Genomic DNA, 15,301 nt, shown 5'->3' on the forward strand with positions numbered 1-15,301 from the left:
TGTCACGCCTCCAGGGTCCTCTCCCCCGGTGCGGTCGGCGTGTGGTGGGGCTGCGGGTCTCGTCACACCGGCAGCACCACCGAGGAGACGGGCCCGTCGCGCAGGTAGCCGACCAGCTCGCCCCACATCCCGGTCAGCAGCGCGACGCCGACCAGGACCAGCAGGACCCCGCCGACGACCTGCACGCGGCGGGAGTGGCGCCGCAGCCAGGACACGCTGCGCAGCGCCCGGGCCGAGCCGAGGGCGAGCAGCACGAAGGGCAGGCCCAGGCCGAGGCAGTAGGCGACGACGAGGACGACCCCGCGCAGCGCGGTGGTGCCCTCGGTGCCCGCGGCCACGCTCAGCACGCCGGCCAGGGTCGGGCCCAGGCACGGGGTCCAGCCGAGGCCGAACACCGCCCCCAGCAGCGGTGCACCCCACAGGGTCGGCACGCGGCGCGGCTCGGGGCGGGTGTCGCGCTGCAGCGCGGGGACGAGGCCGACGAACACCAGCCCCATCACGATGGTGACCACGCCGCCGACCCGCTGCAGCACCTCGGTGTTGAGCCGCAGCGCGGCGATGAGGCCGAACACCGACACCGTGGCCAGCGTGAACACCACGGTGAACCCGGCGACGAACAGGCCCGCCGCACCGGCCACCCGCCAGCGCCCGCGCGCCCGGGTGCGGGTGGCGGTGCCGCCCGCGGCCGGGACGACCTCGGGCGCCTCCGCGCCGACCACCCCCGCGAGGTAGGAGAGGTAGCCGGGGACGAGCGGGACCACGCACGGCGAGGCGAAGGACACCGCCCCCGCGACGAGGCACGCGCCCAGCGCCAGCAGCAGCGGCCCCGAGGCCGCCGTGGCCTGGAAGCTCTCCCCCACCCCCGCGGCGAGCACGCTCACGACGGCGCCGTGCCGGTGGGGGGCGCCGGGGACTCGGCGGCCAGCTGGTCGACGACCGGCTGCAGGTCGGAGGCGAGCAGCGAGGTGAGGAACACCGCCGCCACCCGGTGCTGGCGGTCGAGCACGATGGTCGAGGGGATGACGCTGGTCGGGTAGCTGCCGCCGAGCGCGAGCAGGCTGCGCAGCGTCGGGTCGTAGACCGAGGGGTAGGAGATGCCGCGGCTGCGGACGAAGTCCTGCGCCTTGTCCCGCTGCGGGTCCCGGACGTTGACCCCGAGGAAGGCCACGCCGCGGTCTTTGGACGCCTCGTAGACCTGCTCGAGGTCCGGCGCCTCGGCCCGGCAAGGGGCGCACCACTGGCCCCACAGGTTGATCACGACCACCTGGTCGGGGAAGTCGCTGATGGCGACCGGCTGGTCGGTGAGCAGCTCGGGACCGCCGAGGTCGCCGATGGTGCCGCGCGACGAGGGCGGGTCGTAGCGGATCGTGGTCTGCCCGCCCGGGGAGACGAAGTCGAAGGTGCCGCCCTGGGCCACGGCGTCGGAGCCGGTGGCGCAGCCCGCGGCGAGCAGCACCGTCGCGGCGAGGGCGGCGAGGAGCGCCGCGACCCTGCTCATGCGCCCGTGACGCGGGGGTCGCTGGCCCCCGCCGGCTCGGAGTAGACGACGTCGACGATGGAGGTGCCGTCGAACACCAGGCTGGTCAGCGAGGCCAGGCCGCACTGCCGGCTGCGCGGGTCGTGCCACAGCCGCTCGCCCTGCACGAAGCGGCGCAGCGTCCACACCGGCAGCTGGTGGCTGACGCACACCGCCTCGTGGCCGGCGGCGACCTCCCGGGCGGCGTGCACCGCGGCCAGCATGCGGTGCGCGATCTGGAAGTAGGGCTCGCCCCAGGACGGGGTGAACGGGTCGCGCAGCTTGGCCCAGTGCCGCGGCCGGCTCAGCGCGCCGTCGCCCACGGCCACCCGCAGCCCCTCGAAGTCGTTGCCCGCCTCGACGAGCCGGTCGTCGGTGGCGACCTCGAGGCCGTGGGAGACGGCCAGCGGTGCGGCCGTCTCCTGCGCGCGCTGCAGCGGGGAGGCGACGACGTGGGTCACGTCGTGGTCGGCGAGCTCGCCCGCCACCGCGCGCGCCTGCGCCTGGCCGGTCTCGGAGAGCCGGAAGCCGGGCAGGCGGCCGTAGAGGATCCCGTCGGGGTTGTGGACCTCGCCGTGGCGCAGCACGTGGACCACGGTCCGCGCGGCCATCAGGCGCCCGCGGGGGGCTGGGCGGCCGCGGCGGCGCGGGCGGCGTGGGGCAGCGCGTCGGCGATGACGCCGAAGGCCTCCTCGTCGAGCGCGGCGGAGACGAACCACGCCTCGAAGGCGCTCGGCGGGGCGTAGACCCCGCGGGAGAGCAGCGCGTGGAAGAAGGCGGGGAAGCGCCACGTGGCGGCGGCGCGCGCCCCGGCGTAGTCGTGCACCGGGGCGTCGGCGAAGAAGACGCTGACCATCGACCCGGCGTGCTGCACCCGGTGCTCGACGCCCTCCGCGGCCAGCGCGTCGTGCAGCAGGCCCCCGAGCCGGGCGGCGTTGCGGTCCAGCGCGGCGTAGACGTCCGCGTCGGCGGCGCGCAGCGTGGCCAGCCCGGCCGCCACCGCGACGGGGTTCCCGCTCAGCGTGCCCGCCTGGTAGACGGGCCCGGCGGGGGCCAGGTGGGCCATGACGTCGGCGCGGCCGCCGAACGCGGCGGCGGGCAGCCCGCCGGACATGACCTTGCCGAAGGTGTAGAGGTCGCCGGCGACGCCGTCGAGGCCGTACCAGCCCGCGGCCGAGACCCGGAAGCCCGTCATCACCTCGTCCATGATGAGCAGCGCCCCGTGCGCGGTGCACAGCTCGCGCAGGCCCTCGTTGAAGCCGGGCCGCGGCGGCACCGCGCCCATGTTGCCGGCGGCCGCCTCGGTGATGACGCAGGCGATCTCGGGACCGCGGGCGGCGAACACCTCCCGCAGGGCGTCGAGGTCGTTGTAGGGCACCACGACGGTGTCGGCGGCCTGCGCCCCGGTCACCCCGGGGCTGGTGGGCAGGCCGAGGGTGGCCACGCCCGAGCCGGCCTGGGCGAGCAGCGCGTCGACGTGGCCGTGGTAGCAGCCGGCGAACTTGACCACCACGCTGCGCCCGGTGAACCCGCGGGCCAGCCGGATCGCGCTCATGCAGGCCTCGGTGCCGGAGTTGACCAGCCGCACCTCGGCCACGGGGTCGACCCGGCCGATGATCTCCTCGGCCAGCGCGACCTCGCCCTCGGTGGGGGTGCCGAAGCTGAGCCCGTGGGTGGCCGCGGAGCGCACCGCGTCGACCACGGCGGGGTGGGCGTGGCCCAGGATCATGGGGCCCCAGGAGCTGATGAGGTCGACGTAGCGCTGCCCGTCGGCGTCGGTCATCCAGGGGCCGGTGGCGGAGACCATGAACCGCGGCGTGCCGCCGACCGCGGAGAACGCGCGGACGGGTGAGTTGACGCCGCCGGGTATCACCCGGCGGGCACGCTCGAAGAGGGCGGCGGACGCCGGCGCCAGGGCCTCGTCGTCGCCGGGCCGGACGGTGGGGGAGGTGCTCACGCCTCCCAGTGTCCCAGTTCCGCGGAGTGCGGCCGGGCGGAGGGCCGCGGCCGGGCTGAGACACCCGCCACGGCCCCGGCGACGACCCGGAGCAGCAGCAGGGCGGCCGCTCCCCCGGCCACCAGGGCGAGCAGCACCCAGGGCCCGGAGTAGAACGTGCCCGCGACGGGGGTCGGGCCCGCCGCGGTCGGGAAGTCGCTGGTGCGCACCCCGCGCAGCCAGGCCAGCACCGCGACCACGCCCAGGACCACCGCGGCCGCGAGCTCCAGGACCGCCCGCACGCGGCTCACGCGGGCACCAGCTCGCGCAGCGCCGCGCGCAGGCCGGCGTCGTCGCGCGCCCACGCCTGCACCACCCGGCCGTCGGTGAGGTCGAGCCCGACCCCGGTGCGCCCGCGCGGCACGGTGGGCCCGCCGAGCGCGGGGGCGCACTCCCAGGGCTGGAAGGGGTCGTCGAACGCGGTGCGGGCGGACGGGCCGTGCACCCGGGCGATCTCGGCGACGGCCAGCTCGGCCCGGCCCTGCCGCAGCACCCGGTCGGTCAGGGCCACCCCGGTGTGGGTGCGGGCCGCCGAGACCTGCAGGGCGGTCAGCCCGCCGAGGAGCACGGCCACGGCGAGCCACAGCCACGGGTGCGGGGTGGCGCCGGTGGCCGGCTCGAGGACGAGGCCGACGAGGGCGAAGGCGGGGCCCCAGGCCACCGAGCGCCAGCGCGCCCCCGGCTCGGACCACCGCAGCGCGGTCCCGGCCATCGACCCGCTCACGCGGCGCTCCCCCCGGCGGCGGGGCGGGAGCGGGGGCCGTCACCGTGGAACCACGACGACACCGACGGCCGGGTGACGGCGACGACGCAGCCGAGCAGCACCAGGGCCAGCGGGAGCACGAGGATGCCGACGAGGCCGAGCACGGTCTGCGCCACGGCGACGAAGGTGAACACCAGGGAGAGGGCGACCTGGGCGCGGCGCGCCCGCGGGTCGCCGTCGCGGACCCGGGAGCCGAGGAACCCGACGGCCAGGCCGACCAGGGCGGCGATGACCCCGAACGTGCCCAGGCCACGGCGGACCGCCGTCACCTGGTCGCCGGTGAGGCCGCGCCCAGCCAGGGACGCGGGGTCCAGCGACAGCGCCCCGGTGACCAGGTACATCCCGATGAGGACCAGCCCCACCCCCACCACCACCCACGCCCAGAAGGCGACGGCGACCGCGCGGGGGCGCGGCGCACCGTCCTGGGGGGCGGGGCGTGCGTCGGGGCTCACCGCTCCATGGTGGCCCACCCGGGGGCGGCGGGGCACCTCGCCCCGACCGCCCGCCGGCCGCGTCCTAGAACTTGGGCCACACCGTGCGGACGAGCTCGCGGCTGCGCGGGTCGGCGAGCACGCCGGCCACGGGCAGCACGCACACGGCCAGGACGCCGGCGAACGCGGCCAGGTTCACCGGCGCGCCCACGACGGTGCGGGGCGTCGTGTGGTGCGACGGCTTGACGTTGTGCCGGATCTCGGCCGACGGGGACATCTTCTGGGTGGTCGACGACATCGGTTCCTCCGGGGTGCTGGCCGCGCCGGCTGTGGCGGGTGTCTCACGCTAGCGCGGGGCCGCCACCGCTGCGCGCGGTGCTGCCGGCTCTACCGCAGCCGCTGCGCGACGGTGCTACCTCAGCCGCTGCGCGACGGTGCTACCTCAGCCGCTGCGCGACGGTGCTACCTCAGCCGCTGCGCGACGGTGGTGGCCCAGTAGGTGAGCACCACGTCGGCCCCGGCGCGCCGGATGCCGGTCAGCGTCTCCAGCACGGTGCGGTCGAGGTCGATCCAGCCCCGCTCGGCGGCGGCGCAGATCATCGCGTACTCCCCCGAAACCTGGTAGGCCGCGACCGGGACGGGCGAGCTGTCGGCCGTCTCGCGGAGCACGTCGAGGTAGGCCATCGCGGGCTTGACCATGACCAGGTCGGCACCCTCGGCGACGTCGAGGGCGACCTCGCGGCGGGACTCGCGGCGGTTGGCCGGGTCCTGCTGGTAGGTCTTGCGGTCCCCGCGCAGGGTGGACCCGACGGCCTCGCGGAACGGGCCGTAGAACGCCGAGGCGTACTTGGCCGCGTAGGCCAGCACGATGGTCTCCGCGTGCCCGGCGGCGTCGAGGCCGGTGCGGATCGCCCCCACCTGGCCGTCCATCATCCCGCTGGGGCCGACGACGTGGGCGCCGGCCTCGGCCTGGGCCACGGCCATGTCGACGTAGCGCACCAGGGTGGCGTCGTTGTCCACCGATCCGTCGTCGGCCAGCACCCCGCAGTGGCCGTGGTCGGTGAACTCGTCGAGGCACGTGTCGGCCATGACGACGCTGTCGTCGCCCACCTCGGCGCGCACCGCGCGCAGCGCCCGGTTCAGCACCCCGTCCGGGTCGGTCGCCCCGGTGCCGGTGGCGTCGTGGACCTCGGGCACGCCGAACAGCATGATGCCGCCGACCCCCGCCGCCACCGACTCCGCGGCGGCCCGGCGCAGCGAGTCCTCGGTGTGCTGGACGACGCCGGGCAGCGAGCTGATCGGGCGCGGCTCGGCCAGGCCCTCGGCCACGAACACGGGCAGCACCAGGTGGCGCGGCTCGAGGCTGGTCTCGGCCACCAGCCGCCGGACCGCGGGGCTCTGGCGCAGCCGGCGCGGCCGGTCGGCGGGGAACATCAGGCGCGCGCCACGGGGCGGCGGACCTTCTTGCGCGGCGGGGGCAGCGCACCCTCGGCGCGGAGCCGCGACGCGTGCTCGGCGAGCGCCTCGACCAGCGCGGGCACGTCGGCGCTCTCCGGCTGCACGTCGATGCGCAGGCCGAACTCCAGCGCCGTCTCGGCCGTCTTGGGCCCGATGCAGGCCACGATGGTGCGCGCGTGCGGCTTGCCGGCGATGCCGACGAGGTTGCGCACCGTGGAGGACGAGGTGAACAGCACCGCGTCGAACCCGCCGGTCTTGATCATCTCGCGGGTCTCCGCGGCCGGCGGGGCCGCGCGCACGGTGCGGTAGGCGGTGACGTCGTCGATCTCCCAGCCGCGCTCGCGCAGGCCCTCGGCCAGGGTCTCGGTGGCGATGTCGGCCCGGGGCAGCAGGACGCGGTCGACGGGGTCGAACACGTCGTCGTGGGGCGGGAAGTCGGCCAGCAGGCCCAGGCTCGACTGCTCGCCGGAGGGCACCAGCTCGGGGGTGATGCCGAAGCTGCGGACCTTGGCCGCGGTGGCCTCGCCCACGCAGGCGATCTTCACCCCGGAGAAGGCGCGGGCGTCGAGGCCGAACTCGGCGAACTTCTCCCACACGGCGCGCACCGCGTTGGTGGAGGTGAACACCACCCACTGGTAGCGGCCGTCGACGAGGCCCTTCACGGCCCGCTCCATCTGGGCGGGGCTGCGCGGCGGCTCGACGGCGATGGTGGGCACCTCGACGGGCACCGCGCCGTGCCCGCGCAGCTGCTCGCTGGTGGCGCCGGCCTGGTCCTTGGTGCGCGGCACCAGCACGCGCCAGCCGTAGAGGGCGCGGTTCTCCCACCACGACAGCCGCGCCCGCTGGGTGACGACCTTGCCGACGGTGACCACCAGGGGGCCGGCGAGCTCGGTCGCCGCGTCGGCGGCGGTGCCCAGGGTGGCGTCGACGGTGCGCTGCGAGCAGGTGGTGCCCGCGCCGGTGACCGCGACGGGCGTCGAGGCGGACAGGCCGTGCTCGACGAGCGCGGCGGCGGCCGCGGCGAGGTGGGCGGGCGTGGCGTGCAGCACGAGCGGCCCGGGGGCGGCGGCCAGCGCGGCCCAGTCGACCTCGCCGCGCACGTCGACCTCGGTGTGCCGCGAGCCGACGGCGATGCCGGCGTAGCTGGGCACGGCGGTGGCGGCGGAGAGGCCCGGCACCACCTCGAAGACCACCGAGGTCCGCGCCACGGCGAGGGTCTCGGCCACGACGGCGTCCGCGGTCAGCGGGTCGCCCGCGACGAGGCGGACCACGTCGTGGCCCTGCTTGGCCTGCGCCACGAGCGACTTGGCCACCTCGGCGGGCTCGCCGACGGCGGGCACCACCTCGACGGCCGCAGCGGCCTCGGGGGCCGAGCGGGGGTCGGTGGCCCGCGGCGCGGACGCCTCACCGGTGGCGGTGCCGACGAGGTCGAGCACCTCGGAGGCGACGTCGGGGTCGGTCACCACGTGGGTGGCCGCGGCGAGCAGCGCCCGGGCGCGCACGGTCAGCAGGCTCGGGTCACCGGGCCCGGACCCGACGAACAGGACGCGGCCGGGGGTCGTCTTGCGGGCTCGGCTCATGGCTTGGTCTCCAGTGACTCAGCAGTGCGGGTGTGCGGCTCCGGTCCGTCGTGGTGCGCGGTGTCCGGTGGGGCGGTGGGACTGGTCTCGGTGCGGGTCTCGGGCGCGGCGGGTGCGGCCATCAGCTGCGCCGCCCCCTGGTCGAGCAGGTCCGCGGCGACGGCCCGGCCCAGGACGGCGGCGTCGGCCAGCGGCCCGACGGCCGAGGCGCGGACGACGTCCGACCCGTCGAGCGCCGCGGCGCAGCCCCGCAGCGAGAGCTCCTCGACGACCGCACCGTCGTCGTCGAGCGACTCCACCACCTCGGCCAGCGCGCCGACCGGTGCGGTGCACCCGGCCTCCAGCGTCGCGAGCAGGGCGCGCTCCGCGTCCACGGTCGCACGGCTCGGGGCGTCGTCCAAACCGCTCAGCGCAGCCCGGACGGCGTCGTCGTCGGCCCGGCACTCCACGGCCAGCGCCCCCTGCGCGGGGGCGGGCAGCACCTGCACCGGCTCCAGCGACTCGGTCACCACGTCGAGCCGGCCCAGGCGGGCCAGTCCGGCGCGGGCGAGGACGACGGCGTCGAGCCCGCCGGGGTGCACAGCGGCCAGCCGGGTGTCGATGTTGCCGCGCAGCGGGACCAGCTCCAGGCCCAGCCCGAGGGCGAGGATCTGGGCGACCCGGCGCGGGGCCGAGGTGCCCACCCGCGAGCCGGGCGGCAGCTCGCCGAGCACCAGGCCGTCGCGGGCCACCAGCGCGTCGCGGGTGTCCTGGCGCTGCGGCACCGCGGCGATGACGAGCCGGGGGTCCGGGGCGGTGGGCAGGTCCTTGTAGGAGTGCACCGCGGCGTCGACGTGGCCCGCGGCCAGGGCGTCGCGCAGCGCGGTGGTGAACACGCCCACCCCGATCTCGGCCACCGGGCGCGACGACTCGTCGCCGGCCGTGCGCACCACGACCAGCTCGGCCGGGGTGCCCGCGGCGATGAGCGCGTCGCGCACCGTGCCCGCCTGGGTCAGCGCGAGCGCGCTGCCGCGGGTGCCGATGCGCAGCACCGGTGCGTCGGCGCCGGGGCCGGCGCTGGTCACGGGGCCGGTCACGACGGTCCCCCGGTGCCCGGGTCCGGCACGGTCTCGGTGGGCGCGGCGACGGCGTGGGCCGCTCCCGGGCCGAGCTGGAACAGCTCGCGCAGCGCCTCGGCGTAGGAGTCCCCGCCCGGCGCGGCGGCGAGCTGCTTGACCCGGACCGTGGGGGCGTGCAGCAGCTTGTCGACGACGCGACGCACGGTGCGGGCGACCTCGTCGCGCTCCTCGCCGTCGAGGTCGGGCAGCCGCGAGTCCAGCCGCAGCAGCTCGGTGTCGACGACCTCGGCGGCGCGCTGGCGCAGGGCGGTCACCGTGGGGGTCACCTCGGCGGAGCGCTGCGCGGCCAGGTACCCGGCCAGCTCGCCGGCCACGATGTCGCGGGCCGCGGCGGTGTCCGCGGCCGCGGCGGTCGTGGCGGGGTCGCGCTGCAGCGAGGCGAGGTCGACGAGCACCACGCCCGGCAGGGCGGCCACGGCGGGCTCGACGTCGCGCGGCAGGCCGAGGTCGCAGAGCACCAGCGGGCCGCGGGACGGGTCCCGGCGGGCCAGCGCGGTGTGCGCGTCGGCGATGGTGAGCACGGAGCCGACCGCGCCGGTGCAGCTGACGAGGACGTCGACGTCGGCCAGCACGTCGGCGAGGTCGGCGAGGCCGTGCGCAGTGGCGGCGACCCCGCCCTGCGCGGCCGTCTCGGCCAGCCGGGCCGCGCGCTGCGGGGTGCGGTTGAGCACCGCGATCCCGGCGACGCCCGCGCGCTGCAGGTGGGCGACGGCGAGGCCGCCCATGGCCCCGGCGCCGAGGACGGCGGCGCGGCGCCCGGCCAGGCCGCCCAGCGCGGCGGCGGCGCGGTCGAGCCCGACCGAGACCACCGACGCCCCGGCGCGGTCGATGCCGGTCTCGCTGTGCACCCGCTTGCCCACCCGGAGCGCGGTCTGGGCCAGCTCGTGGGTGGTGCGCCCCGCCGCGGAGGCCGCGTCCGAGGCCGCGTAGGCGGTGCGGATCTGGCCGAGCACCTGCTGCTCGCCGACGACCATCGAGTCGAGCCCCGAGGCGACGCTGAACAGGTGCTCCACCGCGGCCTCGGCGTAGCGCACGTAGAGGTGCGGGGTGAGGTCGGTGACGCCGGTGCCGGCGTGGCGGGCGACGACCTCGCCCACCTCGGCGAGGCCGGCGTGGAACGCGTCGACGACCGCGTAGACCTCGACCCGGTTGCAGGTGGCCACGAGCATCGCCTCGGACACGCTGGGCGAGCGCAGCAGCGCGTCGAGCAGCTTGGGCCGGTCGGCCTCGCCGACGGCGACCTTCTCGAGCAGGGACACGGGGGCGCTGCGGTGCGACATCCCCACGAGCAGCACGCTCACGGCACGATCACCGGTCCGTTCCTCCTGGTGGTGGACCGCGCGGGGCGCGGTCCCGCGGGCCGGGCGCCGGCGGCGCGCGGGCTGGGGTGGGCGGGCGGCGGTGCCGGGGCGGGCCCGGCCTCGCGGCGGGCGACGTGGAACGACAGGACCTGCAGCTCGGCGGCCAGGTCGACCCGGCGCACCTCGACCGCGTCGGGCACCGCGAGCGGCACCGGGGCGAAGGTGAGGATGCAGCGCACGCCGGCGGCGACGAGCCGGTCGCACGCGTCCTGCGCGGACTCGGCCGGGGTGGCCACCACCCCGATGTCCACCCCCAGCTCGTGGCACACCGGGGCGAGCTCGTCGACGTGGTGCACGGTGGTCCCGCCGACCAACGCTCCCACCCGGGCCGGGTCGGCGTCGAACAGCGCGGCGACGGGGAAGCCCCGCTCGCCGAAGCCGTCGTAGCCGGCCAGCGCTGCCCCCAGGTTGCCGACCCCGACCACGGCGACCTGCCGGCGGCGGGTGGCGCCGAGGGTGTGCTCGAGGCGCGTCCGCAGCCGGTCGACGTCGTAGCCGACCCCGCGGGTGCCGGTCGAGCCGAGGAACGAGAGGTCCTTGCGCAGCTTCGCCGAGCCGACGCCCGCGAGCGCGGCCAGCTGCTCGCTGGACACCGTGGCCACGTCGTCGGCGGAGAGCTGCCCCAGCACCCGCAGGTAGACGGCGAAGCGGCTCACGGTGGCCTCGGGGACGGTGCGGGGCGCCGCACCGGCGGCCCGGGACGGCCCGGGGGTCGCCGCGGGCGCCGTCGCCCGGTCCTGCTGGCTCACCCGTGTGCTCTCCTCGCGGACTCGGCTCTCGCGTCCCGGCCTCGGTGCCGGGGGCGACCTCCTGCGCCCGGTCCGGCCGGGCGCGTCGTGACCTCCACGGTAACTGCTTGTGAACAGGCGCACAAAGTCGCGCGGAGTGGCCTGCACCGCACGTGACCTGCGTCGCAGCCGGGCCACCACCACCTCACGGCGACGTCACGGCCACCTCACGACGGGCGCAGCGCCCCGGCACGAGGTGCCGGGGCGCTGCGGGTCGAGCCGTGGAGCAGGAGCCGTGGGTCAGGCCGGGGGCATGAGCACGGAGCCGATGACGAACACGGTGGCGTTCGCGGTCGGGATGTTGCCGCAGCCGACGGCGTTGCCGTTGACCAGCGGGGCGTCGGCGGTGCCGGTGACGGTGACGTTCTGGCCCTCGACGGAGGTGACCGAGCCGGCCTTGACCAGACCGGCGGCGTCGTAGCGCTCCGGGATGACGTGGTAGGTCAGGACCTTGGTCAGCTGGGCCTTGTCGGCCAGCAGGGCGTCGAGCTGCGCGGAGGGCACCGCGGCGAAGGCGTCGTCGCTGGGGGCGAAGACGGTGTAGGCGGCGTCGGCCTTGTTCAGGGTGTCGACGAGGCCGGCCTCGGTGACGGCCTTGGTCAGCGTGGTCAGCAGCGGGTTGGTGGACGCCGCGGTGCCGACGGGCTGCTCGACCATCGCACCGGCCGAGCCCGGCCCGGAGGCGGGGACGCCGGCGCAGGCGGGGCCGAAGATGTCGTTCACGGTGGTGACGCCGCTGGTGGCCGAGGAGCTGGGGGCCGAGGAGCTGCTGGACGGGGCCGACGCGGAGGACGACGAGCCGCCCGACGCCGCGGTGGTCGTGGTGCCGCCGGTGGAGGCGGTCTCGCCGCTGCTGCAGGCGGCGATGGTGAAGGTCAGGGCGGCGAGCGCGCCGACCGCCGAGAGGCGCTGGGTCTTCTTCACGTCGGAGTACCTCCTGATCGTGCGGCACCGGTCTCTCCGGGCCGCGCTGTTCGTTCTTCCCGTCTTCGGACGTGACCCCCGGAGGGGTTCACCCGTCTTCATCACGGTTCTGCATCGGGCGCCCAGTTGCTGACGTAGCGCAACGGTCCGCCCACTGCGCCCGAACCCTAAGGGGCACAACCACCCGCCGCAGCGCGGGCGCTGCGGCAAACCCCGCGACGGCCGTGCACTGTGGACCGCAGGCGGACCACCGGTCACTGTGGACGGCAGCGTGCCCGGCCCGGGGACCGGGCCGGGCAGGTCGTCGAGGGCGGGGTCAGCTGACGCTGAAGCTCACCGACGGCCACCCCGTGGCGCCGTCGGGCAGCGGGGGCACGCGGTCCTGCGTCTGGGTCTGGCCCTGCTTGTTGGTCGCGCGCACCTCGGCGAGGTGCACACCGGTCTCGGTCACGTCGAGGTCGGCGCGCCACATCCGCCAGGTGTCGTCGGAGACGTCGGCCCCGAGCCGGGCCTCCTGCCACTCGCCGCTGTCGACCCGGACCTCGACCTTGCTGATGCCGACCGTCTGGTCCCACGCCGCCCCGGTCACGGTGACCGTGCCGCCCGGCACGCGCTGGAAGGCGGTGGGCGCGAAGATGGCCGACCCGGTCTTGACCGGGGCCTTCTCGGCGTAGCCGCGGGGCACCCAGTAGGCCTGCTTGGCGGCGAAGGTCGTGATCTCGATGTCGACGATCCACTTGGTGGCGTTGGCGTAGCCGTAGATGCCGGGGACGATCTGGCGCACGGGGAACCCGTGCTCGGCCGGCAGCGGCTCGCCGTTCATGTTGACCGCGAGCATCGCGCCGCGGCCCTCCTCCATGACGTCGGCCAGCGGGGTGCCTGCGGAGTAGCCGTCGATGCTGGTCGAGAGCACCTGGTCGGCCCCGTCCTGCACCCCGGCCTCGGCGAGCAGGTCGCGCAGCGACACCCCCACCCAGTCCGCGGTGCTGACCAGGCCCCCGCCGACCTCGTTGGACACGCAGGTGAAGGTGACGCGGCGCTCGAGCAGCGGACGGGAGACCAGCTCGTCGAAGTTGACGGTGATCTCCTTGTCGACCATCCCGTGGATCTTCAGCGACCAGTCCGAGGCGGTGATCGCGGGGACCGACAGCGCCGTGTCGACCCGGTAGAACTCGGCGTTCGGGGTGAGGAACGGCTTGCCGCCGCTCTCGGTGAAGTCGGCCCCGGCGGGCAGCGCGGGCAGCGGGTCGGCCGCCGCGATCGTGCCCACCGTGGCACGGGACTTCGAGACGCCGGAGTCGCCGCGGACGAGCTGGCCGGCGTACCCGGCCGCCCCCGCCCCGACGGCCACGGCGGCCGACGTGCCGAGGAACCCGCGGCGCGACAGGCCGTGCGAGGTGGCCGGCCGGCGCGCCGGACCCTCCGTGTCGTCGGTCGGCTGCGCGGCCCGGGTGCGCGCCCGGGCCGGGGCCACCCGGAGCAGGCCGACCAGCACGGCGACCCCCACCACGAGGGCGACCACCGCGGACACGGCGCCGACCGGTGCGGTGTCGGGGCGGTTGAGCACGGCGAGCAGGCCGACGACCCCGACCAGCGCGACGAGCACCACGCCGATCACCAGCCGCAGCCGCGCCAGCAGGCCGATGATGACGCCGACGATCGCCAGCACCACCGCCATGCCCAGCAGCAGGGCCAGCTTGTCGTTGCTGCCGAACTGGCTGATCGCGAAGTCCTTGACCGCCACCGGGGTGCGGTCGATGGCGCTGTTGCCGACGGCGAGGAAGGGCGAGGACGGCGGGTCGACGAACGCGGCGACGAGGTGGGAGACCCCGAGCGCGGCCGCGACGGCCAGGAGTCCCGCCAGTGCTGCCGCGGTCCTGGACGCCGTGGGGTGCTCTCGAGTGCTCATGCGCGTGCTTCGGCGCTCGGGCGCACCGTGGTTCACCTCGACCACGTATCGTGACGCCACCGTGACCCCGGTGACGGCCCGGGTCAGGCCGGCGGCAGCCCGAGGTCGGCGCGCAGCCGGGGCACGTCCACGTCCCAGTAGCCGTGCTCGTCCCCGTCGAGCAGCACCACGGGCAGCCGGTCGCCGAACTCCGCGCGCAGGCCCGGCTCGCCCCGCGCGGCGGCGTCGTCGACGTCGACCACCGCGACCGGCAGGCCCGCCTCGTCCGCGACGGCGGTGAGGTCGCGCAGCGCGGCGTCGCAGGCCACGCAGCCGGCGCGGGTCAGCAGGGTCAGCGCTCGCCCGGGGGTGGTCACGGGCTCGATGGTGGCACGGGGCCGGTCCAAGATCGTCTTGGTTACCGGCCAGTAGGTGTGGCTATGATCTGCGACACCTCCGCGGTGCCCGGCAACCGGGCCGCACCGGCGGGGGGTGGACGAGGGGGTCCCGTGGTGTCGTCGTCGCTGGTCGACCCCACCGTCGCGGCCGGGGTGGACGGCGCGGTCGGCACCGAGGCCGACACCGCGGTCGACGTCGCTGTCGGCACCGAGGCCGACGCCCGGGCGGCGGCGGACGCCGCGCGCTCGGCCGAGTCCTGGGCCCTGGTGCGGGCGGCGCAGCAGGGTGACACCGCCGCGTTCGGCCGGCTCTACGACCGCTACGTCGACGTCGTGCACCGCTACGTGCTGTTCCGCGTGCACGACCGTCCGCTCGCCGAGGACATCACCTCGGAGACCTTCGTCCGCGCGCTGCGCCGGCTGCACACCGTCTCCTACCAGGGCCGCGACGTCGGGGCCTGGTTCGTCACCATCGCGCGCAACCTCGTGCTCGACCACGTGAAGTCGAGCCGGGTCCGCCTCGAGGTGACGAGCGGCGAGATGCTCGACCCGGGCTCGGCCGAGGGTCCGGAGGCGGAGGTCGTCCGCGCCGCGGTGGCCCGCGCCGTGCTGGCGTGCGTCGACCAGCTCGGCCCCGACCAGCGCGAGTGCGTGGTGCTGCGCTTCGTGCAGGGGCTCTCGCTGGCCGAGACGGCGGTGGTCATGGACCGGCGCGAGGGCGCGGTCAAGGCCCTGCAGCACCGGGCCGTGCGGCGGCTCGCCGCGCTGCTCCCGCCCGACCTGCGCTGACCCTGCGTAACGCCGACCGCGGCGGGTCGTTGTCCCTGGTGCACCGTGGTCGCGCGGTGCGTCGACGGGGAGGGCCGGGGCGTGGAGCAGGCGGGCGGGGCGATAGGGCTGCCCGACGCCGCACCCACCCGGGTCGACGCCGCGCTGCGCGGGGCGGCCACGGTCGCGCGGGACGAGGCCGAGCTGCTGGCGCCCGCCCTGGCCGGCGCTCTGGCGCAGGCCGGACCGCTGCTCGACCCCACCGAGCCCTCCCGCCGGCGGATGCGCTCGCGCGCCCTGGCCGGGGCCGTG

Annotated in this window: 18 protein-coding genes; 2 read left to right on the forward strand and 16 right to left on the reverse strand. The window is 76.6% G+C overall.

Translation table 11 applies throughout. From position 1 onward, the window contains the following. Positions 1-62 precede the first annotated feature (62 nt). The 16 genes from ACYVOF_RS14880 to ACYVOF_RS14955 all read right to left on the reverse strand — a co-directional run bounded on the left by ACYVOF_RS14880 (position 63) and on the right by ACYVOF_RS14955 (position 14,209). On the reverse strand, positions 63-881 hold the full coding sequence (locus tag ACYVOF_RS14880; RefSeq protein ID WP_460867776.1) for a cytochrome c biogenesis CcdA family protein: 819 nt from the start codon (positions 879-881) through the stop codon (positions 63-65). Further along, positions 878-1,498: a TlpA disulfide reductase family protein gene (locus ACYVOF_RS14885; protein WP_460867777.1), complete on the reverse strand. Its 621-nt coding sequence runs from the start codon at positions 1,496-1,498 to the stop codon at positions 878-880. The genes ACYVOF_RS14880 and ACYVOF_RS14885 overlap by 4 nt, the downstream gene beginning before the upstream one ends. Beyond that, positions 1,495-2,127, reverse strand: a complete 633-nt coding sequence (locus ACYVOF_RS14890; protein ID WP_460867780.1) for a histidine phosphatase family protein — start codon at positions 2,125-2,127, stop codon at positions 1,495-1,497. The genes ACYVOF_RS14885 and ACYVOF_RS14890 overlap by 4 nt, the downstream gene beginning before the upstream one ends. Beyond that, the gene (gene hemL, locus ACYVOF_RS14895) at positions 2,127-3,473 is read right to left on the reverse strand and encodes a glutamate-1-semialdehyde 2,1-aminomutase (protein ID WP_460867782.1); all 1,347 of its coding nucleotides are present in this window, start codon (positions 3,471-3,473) and stop codon (positions 2,127-2,129) included. The genes ACYVOF_RS14890 and hemL overlap by 1 nt, the downstream gene beginning before the upstream one ends. After that, the gene (locus tag ACYVOF_RS14900) at positions 3,470-3,763 is read right to left on the reverse strand and encodes a hypothetical protein (protein WP_460867784.1); all 294 of its coding nucleotides are present in this window, start codon (positions 3,761-3,763) and stop codon (positions 3,470-3,472) included. The genes hemL and ACYVOF_RS14900 overlap by 4 nt, the downstream gene beginning before the upstream one ends. Then, a complete protein-coding gene (locus ACYVOF_RS14905) occupies positions 3,760-4,236 on the reverse strand; it encodes a hypothetical protein (protein ID WP_460867786.1) in 477 nt (158 codons plus the stop codon). The genes ACYVOF_RS14900 and ACYVOF_RS14905 overlap by 4 nt, the downstream gene beginning before the upstream one ends. After that, positions 4,233-4,727, reverse strand: a complete 495-nt coding sequence (locus tag ACYVOF_RS14910) for a hypothetical protein (RefSeq protein ID WP_460867787.1) — start codon at positions 4,725-4,727, stop codon at positions 4,233-4,235. Before ACYVOF_RS14910 ends, ACYVOF_RS14905 begins: the two co-directional genes overlap by 4 nt. A 64-nt stretch (positions 4,728-4,791) precedes the next feature. Then, entirely contained in the window at positions 4,792-5,004 is a 213-nt protein-coding gene (locus ACYVOF_RS14915; RefSeq protein ID WP_460867788.1) for a hypothetical protein, read from the reverse strand. A 164-nt stretch (positions 5,005-5,168) separates the two neighbouring features. Further along, the gene (gene hemB, locus ACYVOF_RS14920) at positions 5,169-6,140 is read right to left on the reverse strand and encodes a porphobilinogen synthase (RefSeq protein WP_460867790.1); all 972 of its coding nucleotides are present in this window, start codon (positions 6,138-6,140) and stop codon (positions 5,169-5,171) included. Continuing rightward, complete coding sequence (locus ACYVOF_RS14925; RefSeq protein WP_460867792.1) at positions 6,140-7,744, reverse strand: bifunctional uroporphyrinogen-III C-methyltransferase/uroporphyrinogen-III synthase; 1,605 nt, start codon at positions 7,742-7,744, stop codon at positions 6,140-6,142. The genes hemB and ACYVOF_RS14925 overlap by 1 nt, the downstream gene beginning before the upstream one ends. After that, positions 7,741-8,775 (reverse strand): hydroxymethylbilane synthase, encoded by a 1,035-nt coding sequence (hemC, locus tag ACYVOF_RS14930; protein WP_460867819.1) that lies wholly within the window; start codon positions 8,773-8,775, stop codon positions 7,741-7,743. Before hemC ends, ACYVOF_RS14925 begins: the two co-directional genes overlap by 4 nt. 41 nt (positions 8,776-8,816) lie before the next feature. Then, positions 8,817-10,163, reverse strand: coding sequence for a glutamyl-tRNA reductase (locus ACYVOF_RS14935; protein WP_460867795.1), 1,347 nt, complete (start codon positions 10,161-10,163; stop codon positions 8,817-8,819). After that, positions 10,160-10,972: a redox-sensing transcriptional repressor Rex gene (locus ACYVOF_RS14940; RefSeq protein WP_460867798.1), complete on the reverse strand. Its 813-nt coding sequence runs from the start codon at positions 10,970-10,972 to the stop codon at positions 10,160-10,162. The genes ACYVOF_RS14935 and ACYVOF_RS14940 overlap by 4 nt, the downstream gene beginning before the upstream one ends. A gap of 279 nt (positions 10,973-11,251) precedes the next feature. Beyond that, positions 11,252-11,935: a fasciclin domain-containing protein gene (locus tag ACYVOF_RS14945; protein ID WP_460867799.1), complete on the reverse strand. Its 684-nt coding sequence runs from the start codon at positions 11,933-11,935 to the stop codon at positions 11,252-11,254. Positions 11,936-12,251: 316 nt separating this feature from the next. Further along, positions 12,252-13,844, reverse strand: coding sequence for a molybdopterin-dependent oxidoreductase (locus ACYVOF_RS14950; RefSeq protein ID WP_460867801.1), 1,593 nt, complete (start codon positions 13,842-13,844; stop codon positions 12,252-12,254). Positions 13,845-13,927: 83 nt separating this feature from the next. Further along, positions 13,928-14,209 (reverse strand): glutaredoxin family protein, encoded by a 282-nt coding sequence (locus ACYVOF_RS14955; RefSeq protein ID WP_460867820.1) that lies wholly within the window; start codon positions 14,207-14,209, stop codon positions 13,928-13,930. A 123-nt stretch (positions 14,210-14,332) separates the two neighbouring features. Between ACYVOF_RS14955 and ACYVOF_RS14960 the strand changes: the two genes are divergently transcribed. Beyond that, a complete protein-coding gene (locus ACYVOF_RS14960; protein WP_460867804.1) occupies positions 14,333-15,010 on the forward strand; it encodes a sigma-70 family RNA polymerase sigma factor in 678 nt (225 codons plus the stop codon). 81 nt (positions 15,011-15,091) lie between these two features. Continuing rightward, positions 15,092-15,301 (forward strand): hypothetical protein (locus ACYVOF_RS14965; protein WP_460867806.1); only part of this gene is annotated, 210 nt, incomplete at its 3' end.

This window comes from Rhodococcus aerolatus (assembly GCF_054783215.1).